The sequence below is a fragment of the Vibrio profundi genome (genome assembly GCF_005281835.1).
Taxonomy (GTDB): Bacteria; Pseudomonadota; Gammaproteobacteria; order Enterobacterales; family Vibrionaceae; genus Vibrio; species Vibrio profundi.
Genome location: NZ_RZIS01000009.1, coordinates 84,544 through 99,728, shown reverse-complemented (window position 1 = coordinate 99,728; position 15,185 = coordinate 84,544). Strand labels below are relative to the sequence as shown.

The 15,185-nt window shown below is 45.1% G+C and carries 2 protein-coding genes; both read right to left on the bottom strand.

The window, feature by feature from the left end; genetic code table 11:
• Window positions 1-97: 97 nt before the first annotated feature.
• The gene (locus tag ELZ11_RS19100; RefSeq protein WP_137358974.1) at window positions 98-1,087 is read right to left on the bottom strand and encodes an ABC transporter substrate-binding protein; all 990 of its coding nucleotides are present in this window, start codon (window positions 1,085-1,087) and stop codon (window positions 98-100) included.
• A gap of 448 nt (window positions 1,088-1,535) precedes the next feature.
• On the bottom strand, window positions 1,536-15,161 hold the full coding sequence (locus ELZ11_RS19095; RefSeq protein ID WP_137358973.1) for a VCBS domain-containing protein: 13,626 nt from the start codon (window positions 15,159-15,161) through the stop codon (window positions 1,536-1,538).
• Window positions 15,162-15,185: the final 24 nt, after the last annotated feature.

Genomic DNA, 15,185 nt, shown 5'->3' with positions numbered 1-15,185 from the left:
AGCCACTTAACTCTTTATTAGCAAGCTAAGGGCTTCGAATAATGAATAACATCAAGTATAGCGACGTTATTTCCATGTCAGTATCTACGGGAGTAGCTTAAAGTTCCGCTTCAACTTTCTTAGCAACTTCTTGAGAAACCCAAGGGTGCCAAATTTCTGGGTACTCACTTAAAAAGTGGATCATTGCTTCTTCACCATCAGCTTGATTATCTTCCATCCAGGCAAGCAGTTGGTTCATTTTTTCATTGGTAAAACCACGTTTGGTAAAGTAGTCGTATGCTTCTGGAACACGAGAAGCAAAGCTTTCTGTCGTGATTGTGTGAACTGGTGATGGCGGGTACATTGTTGCTTTCGGCGATTCACAGCCTTCTTGAGTAGTACAGTTCAGAAATTCGTTTTCATCAATACCGCTACCAAAATCTACTTTGACCATTTCGTACTTACCAAGTACCGCAGTTGGTGCCCAGTAATAACCGAACCACGCTTCTTCACGTTCATAAGCTTTTGCAATGGAACCTGAAAGACCAGCACTTGAGCCTGGGTCAACAATGCTAAAGCCGCTTTCTTCAAGATTTAGCGCTCGATATAGGTTACCTGCGCTGATTTGGCAGTTCCAACCAGCCGGGCAGCTGTAAAATGCAGAGGTATCAGGATCTTCTGGGTGTTTGAACAGCTTGGCATTTTTACGAATACCATCGATGGTTGCCATCTCTGGATATTGTTCAACGAGATAAGCTGGGATCCAAAAGCCTTCTTCACCGCCATTCACAAGTGACTTACCTGCATAGCGTAAACGCTTCTCTTCGACACCTTTATCTAATGCGTCTTTTAGAGCGTTACTCCAAAGTTCCGGAGCTACATCTGGCTGACCTTTTTCGATCATCGATGTGCCTGTTGGCATCGTATCACCAGGGATAAGCTCCGCATCACAATCGTAGCCGTGTTCCAAGATAAATTGGTCGATATTGGCAATCAGCGTTGCTGAGTTCCAGTTCATGTCCGCAATTGTTACGCTGCCACATTCTCCGGCATTTGCGTTAGTTGCTGTTGCAGCTAACATAAACATGGCGCTTAACTTGTATTTCATATTGAGTTTCCTTTCTCTTTATTAATCCATTTAGAAAACCAAAAACACTTGGTTTCTAAATTATTATGAGTGACTCATTTTCCTTGCATTTGAATACCTTGTATTCACTGAAATATTGATAACTAATTCCCGAAATTATTCTTCTGGTGCATCTAACCGCTCGAATATTATGGTTATTAATTACAAATATGCACAAAATCACTGCTTGATATAAGTTTAGGGAATAATCAAGCAAAATCCACTTATTGACCTTTTTTAGCCCTATTAGTGCGTACCGGATCATGGTCGATAAAGTAAACTGTGAATTAGGCACGGTAAAAAAATGCATTCTGTCGAATAAAGATTTTCACTTTTCTAGTTAATTTGAACACTTTTTGGGCTGACTATAGTAAGAAACCCACTACAAGCTATCCTGTAGTGGGCCTAATTCACGTATTTCTAAAAGGTATTATTCGCTGATTTGTACAACTTTCAATTGATCGACTAAGGCGGTTATCACAGTTTCATCGGTCGCATTTGCGACGTCGGCAATACCAAGTTCCGTCCAGCCCATATTGCTAATATTGACCTCGGTTACACCGCCATTTTCATCAGTAATCGACAATTGCGTATTTGTACTATCAAGTGGATCATTGGCGTCGTCGGTTACTTCGACATCAATGTGCGCCAACAAATCTTGCATATCAGGAAAATCAGGAAGTAGCTCACTAATATCAACAACATCATTTGCCAAATCAAAGTCGGCAATAGTTTTTGTGACCGGGTCAATTGGCGTGCCAGCACGCTCTTCCAGCATATAGAATATGTCTTCACCGTCGCCCCCTTTCAATATCTCATCATTTAGAGTACCTGAAAGAATATCGCTTCCTTCGTGCCCCATAGTGTCCGAAATTACAACTTTCTGCTCACTAACCAGATAACTTACTAGTTCATCGTTAGTCATACCATTCGTGGTCGTTTCGGCGAACTCATCTAACGAAACGCCCTGTAAAATAATGGTTTGAACCAGATTACTGTTCGCATCATATAGTTCGATGTGGGTTTCACCGCCGACTTCGTTTAGCGTAATTTGCTGTGAAACGTCAGATGAATCCCAAACATCAACAACATTGAAGAACGATTGCAAATCAATGGCGTCCTCTGTTGCGTCAAAATCTTTTATATAGTCCAAACCTGATACAAGTGCTGTGCCAACTGTGGTATCCGTCCATACAAAAGTATCCTTTTGGCCCGTATCAGATAGATTGGTTGGCCCACCCCATAACCATTCATCTTCGCTCGTCGCTGCGAGTAAATCATAGCCAACCGCCCCCTGCTGAACGTGATTGGCGACCACCGAAATACTGATGGTTTCCTGTGTCGTATTCACACCATCGGAAACTTCGATGATGAATTCATCCATATCTGTTGTGTTTGCTGGCATCGCATTGGTCGAGCCCGCGGTCAAGCTGTATATCCACGCCCCAGTAGCGGCGTTAAAGCTGAGGTTTCCGTATTGCCCCGATGAGCTACTTATTAACTGCCAAGTTAGGCTTCCACTGTTTGTTTCTGTATCCGTCGCACTCAGCGAACCCGATACATCATTGATGTAATCTTCCTTAACTTGTCCAATGCTTGTACCGCTAATCACTGGGGAATCGTCTGTCCCTTGTATATTGAGTGTGACTATTTGGCTGACTACCCCACCATTTTGATCATCAATGAGCATCGTAAAGGTGTCATTCACCAATTCATTTTTGAGTAATAACCCTGATGCTACGTTGAGTTGATAGGTCCAATCACCATTCGTTGGATCAACGGTTATTTGTCCAAAATTGCCCGCTAATGTTTGTACTCCGCCCGTTAAAGTGAACACGTGGCTATCTGACGCATCTAGGTCACTGATTTCTACCGTCCCTGACGCCGATGTTTCTGCACTATCAGCGTCAATGTCACCAGAAATCACACTGTTGCCCAAAACAACATTCGGCATGTCGTTGGTTCCTGTCACTTCAAATTGAATGACAGTTGAATCCGACTCTTCGAGTTCATCAGCCACTTCCACGGTGTAACTCAGTAACAGTGTTTCCCCAACAGCCAATGCTTCGATATCTGCATGGCTACTATCAAGCTCAAATGTCCACTCTCCTGTTGCGCTATCAACGGACAGTTCTCCTCTATCATCTGTGACAATGACCGCCCAATTATGTTCGTCACTGGTATCTGGGTCTCCGCTATCAAACGTACCCGTCAGCGGATTCAACTCGCCTTCCAATATGGATTGCGTTGCTACCGCTGCAATTTCTGGAGCATCATTAGTTCCGTTAATGGTGATACTTATTGACATGATATTTGAAATGTCGCCTTCACTGTCTTCCGCTTGAACTTGGATGGTATCGATCAATGTTTCTCCCACTGCCAATGCATTTACCGCACTCGCAGTATCATCGACGACGTATGTCCACTCACCATCTAAGCTGATCGCAAGGTCACCATACAAACCGTTATGGTCGACCGTATCATAGGTGACATTGTCACCTAGATCAGTGTCTGAGGTAACCAGTTGGCCGCTTGCGCTACTGCCATTGGCTTCATCAACCACGCCAGATGCATCTCCGGATAGAACTGGATTATCATTTGAGCCTGTTACGGTAACCGTCACGACTTGGCTTACCTCGGCCCCTAAGTCATCGGCAGCAAAAACAACAAAGCTTTCTGTTACGACTTCGCCTTCAGCCATTGCTTGGAGATGAGGCTCATCGTTATAAATGGTATAGCTCCACTCTCCGGCAGCATCTATGATAAACAGCCCGTAGGTACCGTTTAAACTTTTGGCAGCAAAAGTTACGGTATCTCCAGCATCAATATCATCTCCGCTAAGCTGTAACGTTTGAGTAATTTGGCCGTCTTCGCTAAAACTAGCGGATACATCACCGGAAATCGTTGGAGATTCATTAACTCCGTTGATGGTGACTACCACCTCTTTTTCTGATTCAAGATCGTGAATATCTTTCACTTTGACCGTAAAGGTTTCTTGTAAAGGTGAAGAATCTCTTCCGTTCAGTTCAATTAAGGTGGGTAAGCTTTCATTTAAGTCGTACGTCCAAGTTCCATTGCTATCGAGACTGAATGTACCGTAATTTCCGGATTGTGCTCCGGCGATCCACGTATGACTGTCATTGGTATCAATATCACCTGGAGCTAAATCACCACTGATCGTTGATGTATTGTTAGCATCTGTGCTTGCAGAGAGCACACCAGTGATATTTGGTGCATCTTCAGTACCAGTTACGCCTACTTCTATTTCCAAGAGTTGCGGCGCACCATCAGTATCTACAACTGTTTTTCCGTTTTCGTCGACCACATACAACGTAAATACATCTTGTACTTGCTCATTTTTTTGGAGCGATTGAACCGCGTTACTTTCATTGTCTAATGTGTAGACCCAACTACCATCTGCTGCCACGCTAATGTCACCATAGGCACCAAAACCGTCTACTAATGTCCAAGTCGCCGTTGCACCTAGACCAGCTGGGACACTTAGGGTTCCGCTTACAGTTATATCCCCATCATCAGTACCATCTTGATCATCGACATCTTCTTGGACAGCAAGTATTTCAATAACTGGGTCTGCAAGCTGTACTTCTTCTGCCGCACCTTTTACTAGAATTTCAATAGTTCTCGTATCTGTTGAAAGCCCATCTGAGACTTCCACTTCAAACATTTCGGTGGCAGTTTCACCTTGGGATAAATCATTCACCGCAACGTTATCTGATAACGTATAGACCCACTCTCCGGTATCAGCATCTATCGAGATTTGACCATATGTCCCCTGTTTCGACGTTCCGAACGGATCGAGCGATCCCGGCGTATTAATGCTCCAGGTATGACTATCGCTTCGGTCTGGGTCTTCAACTCCAATCACACCAGATGCTTGAGGTGAAACATCGTCGGTAGTTTCACCGACTTGAACCGTAATTCCAGCAGCAGGCTCAGTAAGTGGGTCATCGCTAAAAGTAATGACGGGCTCATCATTGGTACCAGTTATCGTCACTTCCAGATCGTAATAGCCTTGGTCTGTTTCTATTTGCCACGTTTCGGTTACTGCTTCGCCTTCTGCTAAGTTTTGAACCAAGTCTGAGGTGTTGTCGAGTACATATTCCCAGCCTCTGCTAGGCACACCCGTTTGCGTTGAATCATCCAGTAAAGTACCGAATACTCCTCCAGATATCGGTGTCACACCTGTAATATTGTTTGTGGGAAGTAACTCTGGTACATCTGAGTCGACTAGCGTTGTGGTGTCTTCGACTAACGCCGCCGTTAACGTATCAAGTGGAGCTCCTCCGCCGCCAAAGCCCGCGTTTTCATCTTGGCCTACTACATCAATATTGATTTCATGCCAAGTTGACGTTCCACCATCATTGTCTGTCGCAGACACATAAAACGTTTCCTCTCCAACTTGTCCGAATGCCAGATCTTGCGTGTCTTGGTCACTGGCATCGAGCACATAGATCCATTGGCCATTGTTGCTCAGGGTTAACGTTCCGTAGGTACCTTGCCCATAATTTGCTCCTCCGAACCCAGATCCATCTTCGATTGCCCAACTCACTACAGAGCTATCTTTATCTATGTCGGTGACACTTAACTGCCCATCCGTTCGGCTGTGATTAACGCTCCCAAAGTTATGGCCATCTTCTATGACGATGCCGTAATCTTCGCCCCGTACCATAGGGCTATCATTGATGCCCGCTACATTGATGGTTATTTGTTGAGTGATAACCCCATAAAAATCATCAACCGCAACTACAGTGAAAATTTCCGAGCGAATTTCTTCACGCTTCATTGATTCCAACAGCTCAGTGTTGGCAGTAAAGACCCAATCACCGTCTTCATCAATCTCAAACTGACCAAAGTTCCCAGCGTAGTTCCCCGCAACAAAACTTGGTGTATCGGTATCATCAATATCAGATAAGCTAATACTGCCGTTAAGCGTTGAACTTACTTGATTTTCAATGAATGTGCCTGTGATATCACCGGTTACCGTCGGAAGATCATTTGAGCCTTTAATGGTAATGATCACATCGTGACTATCTATTTCACCTAAGCTATCTTCGACTTGAACATTGAAGATTTCTGTAAGGGTTTGATTTGGATTAAGCTGTTGAATCTCGGCCAGTTCATTATTTAAGTGATATACCCACGCACCTGAAGACGTCATCACAAAGCTTCCGTAGTCACCCACTAAACTGCTTGGCGTCCAATTATGATTGTCATCATTGTCGGGGTCGCCGCTATCTAGTTGTCCTGAAAAGCTGCTGGTGTCTTCAACAATCGTTTTCGCTACATCACCGCTAATATTGGGCGTATCGTTGTTACCTTCAATCGCAATTTCAAAATCTTTGATCGATACTTTCCCAAACGAATCAACTACTTTCACTTGTACGGTATCTGAAAGGCTATCCCCCTCATCTAACCCGTCAACCTCAGTGTTATTGTTATCTAGTGTGTAAGTCCAATCACCATTGTTATCAACTGCAAATATACCGTAAGTTGCCTGTGTAACGACCGACCAAACTGTAGAGTCTCCCAAATCAGGATCACCCGAATCGAATGTTCCCGAAATTTGATTCGGAACGTCATCTTCGACGATCGTCGGCGTGTCACCTAACACGATATCAGGATCGGTATTCACGCCAGCAACTGAAATATTCACGGTTATTAGCTCTTCTGCCCCGTTGGCGTCGGTCACTTTTACTTCAAAGGAGTCTACTTCTGTAGTGCCTGGTGGAATTGATAAGGTACTCAAACGCGTGCTGTCGAGTTCGTAAGTCCATAGCCCAGAATCATCTACGCTCAACGTTCCGTACAAGCCATTGCTTTCACCAGTGACATCTTCACCTACGACCTCCCAAACATGAGAATCGTTAGTATCGGTATCAATCGCCATAAGTGTTCCGTCTACACTGCTTTTTTCCGGAGTCGCTTCAATCACACTGCCTGTTGTCGCCCCCGTAATCGTTGGCGCATCGTTTTCACCATAAATAGTAATGGTGATAGTTTCCGTATCGGACTGGTTATTCGAATCATTGGAGTCGTTAGTGTCGTCCGTTACTTTAACTATGAAAGTTTCCGTTAACGTTTCATTCGGAAGTAGCGCTTGAACTGAGGAGTGCTCGTTGGATAAGGTGTAGGTCCATTCGCCGTTCGAGTCTATTTGTATACTGCCATACTGACCTTGATTGGTTTGTAATGACCAAGTATGGGAGTCCAAACTATCGACGTCATTATGATTAAGCTGGCCGTTAGCGGTAATAACGGCACCGCTGTCTTCCGTTACACTACCCGTAATTACGCCGTCTATCTCTGGTGCATCATTTCGGCCTTTTACCGTTACAACTATCTGCTGTGTGTCTACTTGGTTATGTTTATCAGTAACTTGCACCCAAAATACCTCGGTATCACTAACCGTTTGTCCTAACGATAGTGACTGAGTATTCTCTGCTTGTTCGCTGGTGGTATCTAGAGTGTACGTCCACACTCCATTGCTGCTTAGTGAAAGCGAACCGTAAACGCCTACTGAATCACCAAGTATTTCCCAAGTGTGAGATTCATTCTCATCCGGGTCGCCAGATACTAAGGTACCGCTACGCGATTTATTTCCCGAGTCTTCACGAATTGTGCGACTTGCGGTGCCTGAAATGTCTGGTGAGTCATTCTGTCCTAAAAGATCGATATCAATAGCAAATGTGTGTGTGCCACCGTTTCCATCGTCGACGACTGCGGTAAAGGTCTGCTCATAATAAAACTCACCTTGTTCAAAGAATTGTACTGCTGAATCATCAACGGTGTACTCCCATTCGCCACTTTGATTAATAACAATGGAACCGTAGTTCCCATCGCCGTTACCTTGAATCGACCAAGTATGTTGGTCTGACAAATCGATATCTTCGACACTCAGCACGCCGTTAGTTGTCAGCACTAAGTCTTCTACAATTAAGCCGTCATTATCTCCAGATATAATCGGATCATCGTTTGTACCTTGAATTTCGATTACAAGTTCTTGCTGCGACTTTCCTCCTAACCCATCATCGACTTCGACTGTAAATATCTCATCAACGGTTTCTCCATCAGCTAGACCTTGTGCTGCCACATTGTCCAATACATATGTCCAATCGCCCGATTGGTCGATCGTCAGTTCACCATAGGTTGAGTCGCTTTCTCCAAGTAGTCGCCACGTGTGGCTGGCACTATCATCAACATCCGACACCGTTAAACTTCCACTCGTTTGTAACGTTACTTCTTCTTTTACAGAGTCAGTAATATCCCCCGAAATACTTGGGATATCATTCGTCCCAGTAACAATGATTTCTATCGTATGTTCGGTGCCATCAATACTTTGTACAGTGAACGTTTCCGATAGCACCTGATTGACTGCTAAATACTGGACGTTGCTATTAGCGACCGTATATTCCCACCATCCTGACTCAGTGATCGTCAGTTCGCCAACAGCTCCTACCGAAGACACAATAGAAGAAACGTTGAATCTTGCTTGGTTTTGATCAGCATCTACAATATTGAGTTGGCCTGACTCCGTTAAATTTGGCGTATCTTCGTCCTCTACTAGAGAACCAGAATCATCACCGGTAATGACTGCTTCGTCGTTGATACCCGTTATCGTTACTTCGATAGTGTGAGTGGTACCGTCTAAACTTGAAACGGTGAAGCTTTCCAGTTTGGTTTCGCTTTCACCTAGGTATTGCACCTCTGAATTATCGACTTGGTAATCCCAATTACCGTCTTCATCAATAGTTAAACTGCCCAACACACCGGCCGCTGCAACTACGCTATCGGTATCGAATTTGGATTCACCTTGGTCTTCATCGCTAATCGATAGGCTGCCAGAGTCTGTCAATGTGGTGGCATGACTGTCTTCAAGTACCGCGCCTTGTGCATCGCCTGATATGACAGCTGAGCCATTAACGCCTGTAATGGTAATGATGACTGTATGTTCTGTTCCATCCAGACTCGCGATGGTAAATGCTTCTGTTTTAGTCTCACCTTCCCCCAAATACTGAACGGCTGAATCGAGAACGTCATATTGCCAATTGCCATTTTCATCTATGGTCAGAGTCCCCAGCGCTCCAAACGGCGCGACTACACTATTAACATCAAACCTAGATTCATCTTGGTCGACATCGGTCACGCTCAGTGTGCCAGTCTCACTTAAAGTTACCCCGCCACTGCCTTCAACGACTCCGCCTGTTACTTCGCCGCTAATGGTTGCCGAATTATTAATTCCGGTGATGGTGACTTCAATGGTGTGCTCTGTGCCATCAAGGCTTGCAACGGTAAACGACTCAACTTTGGTCTCACCGTCGCCTAAATACTGCACCAAGCCATTCTCAACACTGTACTGCCACTCGCCCGCTTCATTGATGCTCAACACACCTAACGCACCAGCAGATGGCGTGACACTGTTAGTATCAAACTGAGATTGATTTTGATCGGCATCGCTCGCGGTTAGCGTGCCATTATCAGTTAATGTTGTTTCGCTTGCAGACTCGGTAACTGCACCAACCACATCTCCGGTAATTACCGCGTTATCGTTGATACCCGAAATGGTCACTTCGATGGTTTGCTGAGTACCATCCAGTGTCTCAACGGTAAAGGTTTCTAGCTTGGTTTCGTTTTCTCCAAGATATTGAACCGAAGTGTTAGCAACTGAGTATTGCCAGTTACCATTCTCATCAATGGTTAAAGCACCTAACGTGTCCGCTGATGCCACCACACTATCGATATCAAACTCGGCTTGGTTTTGATCGTCATCGCTGACATTGAGCACACCTGAATCCGTAAGCGTGGTAACTGCGTCATCTTCTACCACAGCACCAGTTGCTTTACCCGTGATCACCGCACTATCGTTCACGCCAGTCAACGTGATCGTGACTGTATGTTCAGTGCCATCAAGTGATTCGACGGTAAAAGTTTCGACTTTAGTTTCGCCCTCACCGAGATACTGCACATCATTGTTATCGACTTGGTAAACCCAATCGCCATCTTCATCAATAGTGAGTGAGCCAAGCGCATCAACACTGGCAACAATTGAATTTGGGTCTATGTTAAATTCGGATTGATTTTGGTCGGTATCTAAGACTCGTAATGAACCTGTTTCTTCCAGTGTCACCAATAATTCATCTTCAATCAGCGAGCCTACACCATCACCAGTAATGACCGCTTTGTCGTTGATGCCTGTTATCGTCACTTCAATAGAATGGGTGGTGCCGTCTAAACTTGAAACGGTGAAGCCTTCCAGTTTCGTCTCGTTTTCACCTAGGTATTGCACCTCTGAATTGTCGACTTGGTAATCCCAATTGCCGTCTTCATCAATAGTTAAACTGCCCAACACATCAGGCGCAGCCACTACGCTATCGGTGTCGAACTTGGATTCACCTTGGTCTTCATCGTCAATCGATAGGCTGCCAGAGTCTGTCAATATAGTGGCGTGACTGTCTTCGAGTACCGCGCCTAGTGCATCACCTGATATAACAGCTGAGCCATTAACGCCTGTAATGGTAATGATAACTGTATGTTTTGTTCCATCCAGACTCGCGATGGTAAATGCTTCTATTTTAGTTTCATCTTCCCCCAAATACTGAACGACTGAATCGAGAACGTCATATTGCCAGTTGCCATTTTCATCGATGGTCAGAATTCCCAGTGCTCCAAGCGGCGCGACTACACTATTAACATCAAACCTAGATTCAGCTTGGTCGACATCGGTCACGCTCAGTGTACCAGTCTCACTTAAAGTTACCCCGCCACTGCCTTCAACGACTCCGCCTGTTACTTCGCCGCTAATGGTTGCCGAATTATTAATTCCGGTGATGGTGACTTCAATGGTGTGCTCGGTGCCGTCAAGACTTGCAACGATAAACGATTCAACTTTGGTATCACCGTCGCCTAAATACTGCACCAAATCATTCTCAACACTGTACTGCCACTCGCCCGCTTCATTGATGCTCAAAACGCCTAGCGCACCAGCAGATGGCGTGACACTGCTGGTATCAAACTGAGATTGGTTTTGATCGGCATCGCTCGCGGTCAGTGTGCCACTGTCAGTTAATGTAGTTTCGCTTGCAGACTCTGTAACTGCACCAACCGCTTCTCCGGTAATTACCGCGCTATCGTTGATACCCGAAATGGTTACTTCGGTGGTGTGCTGAGTACCATCCTGTGTCTCAACGGTAAAGGTTTCTAGCTTGGTTTCGTTTTCTCCAAGGTATTGAACCGCAGCGTTAACCACAAAGTATTGCCAGTTACCATTCTCATCAATGGTTAGAGTGCCTAACGCGTCCGCCGATGCCACCACACTATCGATATCAAACTCGGCTTGGTTTTGATCGTTATCGCTGACATTAAGCACACCTGAATCCGTAAGCGTGGTGACTGCGTCATCTTCTATCACAGCACCAGTTGCTTCGCCCGTGATCACCGCACTATCGTTCACGCCAGTCAATGTGATCGTGATGACATGCTCAGTACCATCAAGCGATTCGACAGTAAAAGTTTCGACTTTAGTGTCGCCCTCACCGAGATACTGCACATCATTGTTATCGACTTGGTAAACCCAATCGCCATCTTCATCAATAGTAAGTGAGCCAAGCGCATCAACACTGGCAACAATTGAATTTGGATCAGTGTTAAATTCGGATTGGTTTTGGTCGGTATCTAAGACTCGTAGTGAACCTTTTTCTTCCAGTGTCACCAATGATTCATCTTCAATCAGTGAGCCTACATCATCACCAGTAATGGCGGCTTGGTCGTTGATGCCTGTTATCGTTACTTCGATAGTGTGGGTGGTGCCGTCTAAACTTGAAACGGTGAAGCTTTCCAGTTTCGTCTCGTTTTCACCTAGGTATTGCACCTCTGAATTATCGACTTGGTAATCCCAATTGCCGCCTTCATCAATAATTAAATTACCCAACACACCGGCTTCAGCGACAACGCTATTGCTGTCAAACTTGGATTCACCTTGGTCTTCATCGTCAATCAATAGGCTGCCAGAGTCTGTTAATGTGGTGGAGTGACTATCTTCGAGTACCGCGCCTTGTGCATCACCTGATATGACAGCTGAACCATTAACGCCCGTAATTGTAATGATGACTGTATGTTCAGTTCCATCCACACTCGCGATGGTAAATGCTTCTGTTTTAGTCTCATCTTCCCCCAAATACTGAACGGCTGAATCGAGAACATCATATTGCCAATTGCCATTTTCATCGATAGTCAGAGAGCCCAAAGCCCCGACAGGGGTCACTACACTATTAACATCAAACTTAGATTCAGCTTGGTCAACATCGGTCACGCTCAGAGTGCCAATCTCGGTTAAAGTTACCCCGCCACTGCCTTCAACGACTCCGCCTGTTGCTTCGCCACTAATGGTTGCTGAGTTATTAATTCCGGTGATGGTGACTTCAATGGTGTGCTCGGTGCCATCAAGGCTAGAAACGGTAAACGACTCAACTTTGGTATCACCGTCGCCTAAATACTGCACCAAGTCATTGTCAATACTGTACTGCCACTCGCCCGCTTCATTGATGCTCAACACACCTAGCGCACCAGCAGATGGCGTGACACTGCTGGTATCAAACTGAGATTGGTTTTGATCGGCATCGCTCGCGGTCAGTGTGCCACTGTCAGTTAATGTAGTTTCGCTTGCAGACTCTGTAACTGCACCAACCGCTTCTCCGGTAATTACCGCGCTATCGTTGATACCCGAAATGGTTACTTCGATGGTGTGCTGAGTACCATCCTGTGTCTCAACGGTAAAGGTTTCTAGCTTGGTTTCGTTTTCTCCAAGATATTGAACCGAAGTGTTAGCAACTGAGTATTGCCAGTTACCATTCTCATCAATGGTTAAAGCTCCTAACGTGTCCGCTGATGCCACCACACTATCGATATCAAACTCGGCTTGGTTTTGATCATCATCACTGACATTGAGCACACCTGAATCCGTAAGCGTGGTAACTGCGTCATCTTCGGTCACTGCGCCAGTTGCTTGGCCCGTGATCACCGCACTATCGTTGACACCAGTCAACGTTATCGTGATGACATGTTCAGTGCCATCAAGTGATTCGACGGTAAAAGTTTCGACTTTAGTGTCGCCCTCACCGAGATACTGCACATCACTGTTTTCGACTTGATAAACCCAATCGCCATCTTCATCAATAGTAAGTGAGCCAAGCGCACCAACGCTAGGGGTAACTGAACCTGGGTCGAAGGCTTCCTCTTCTTCACCGTCAATATCTGACAGCCTCAATGATCCCGTGTCTGTGAGAATAATGGATTCATCTTCGACAACTTCCCCATTGGCATCGCCAGTTATGATTGCACTATCGTTTGTACCGATAATTTGTATCGAGATTGACTGCTCTGTACCATCGTTACTTTCCACGCTGTAAACTTGAGTGATGGTTTCACCGTCTTTAAGGTACTGAATCAAGTCATTGTCGAGTGCAAATTCCCACTCCCCATTATCGTCGATAGTCATTTGCCCAATTGCGCCTTCAGGAGCGCTCAAAGTACTTGGTATAAAAGCCTCTTCATCATGACCATCTATGTCTTGAACCACCAGCTGACCATTGGTGACAAGAGTTGGGCTATCATCGTCTTCGATGACTTGATCTATCACATCACCCGATATTTCAGCGCTATCATTAACCCCGGTGATCGTTACAAGAATCACATGTTCTGTTCCATCAATAGAGTAAACCGTGAACTCTTCTTGTTTAGTCTCCCCTTCACCTAAGTATTGGATCAATGAATCTTGAACGGTGTATTCCCAGGCACCATTCGCCCCAATCACTAAGCTACCTAAATTGTCTAAAGACGTTGTGACATTGTCACTATCGATAATCTGCTCTGATTCACCATCAACGTCAAAAACCGTTAATTGACCCGTAGTACTTATTTGAGGGTCATCGGTATCTTCTGTTACGTCACCTGTATCTGTCCCAGCGATAATTGCGGCGTCGTTAGTGCCTAAGACAGTGATTGTCACTGTTTGCTCTTCACTCTCTAGCCCTTCGTTATCGACCGTTAAATAAGTAAAGGTAACTTGTGTTTGCTCCCCCTCGGCTAGATAGTCGAAGTCACTTGTTGCATCAAAACTGTATGAACCATCATTAGCAACCACTACCGTTCCGCTTTCCGGAGCTTGAGCCAATTGATAACTTGCGATGGTGCCATCCACATCCGTTGAGGCAGGCAATGTTGAGATTAGTACTTGGTTTTCTTGAAGCGTTCCTTCATCATTAAACGCTATAGGGGCATCGTTTACCGACTCTAATAGGATTTGTACGCTAGCTTGCTGCACACTATTACTTGCGCCAGAGCCATCATCAACGTTGTAACTTAGTACACCTGCGATTTCCCCGTCTTCACAATCCTCTGGTGCGTGGAAACATAGCTCGTTCAATTGAGTTAATGTCAACCTATCGCCTACTTCTATCGGCGTACCGTCTAAATGACTAATCAGCCCTAAAGATGGGAGTTCTGTGATTGTGATGATTAACGAAGCATCATCTGAATCAAATGGTGGAGTAACGGATAGTAAACTTGCACCCGATTCTTCAGTAAACGTTCTGGTTTCATCGAATACAATTGGCGAAGCATTGGTATTTTGATAGATAAGATCATCAAATAAAGACAGATCTTCACTTTCAAATGCCTGTGAGTTTCCATTCGTTTCAAATAAGGTGTTTGCGAGTGTTTCTTTCGCATCACGTTCAATGGTCTCGATACTAGTCAAACCGCTGCCACTGACGGTGTTCGCTGCTGGTGCTAGCTCCTCTAGAGCAGTGGGATCCAAGCCTTGTTCCAAAAGGGCCAATAGACCATCTAAATCTTCAAGGGGGGAAGATTGCTCACTAGATGGCTCTATTACAATTCCAATCTTTTCCAATACATCATAATCATCACTTGCTATGACGATATCACCAGCCTCAGGATATTCTCCCTCCCTTAAAAACTTAACCTCTCCTGTTGGAGTAATTGCTATCTGTAATCCTGCTGGCAACTGAATCGGCGTATTCATAGTGACTTCCTTTTTAGCTGGGAC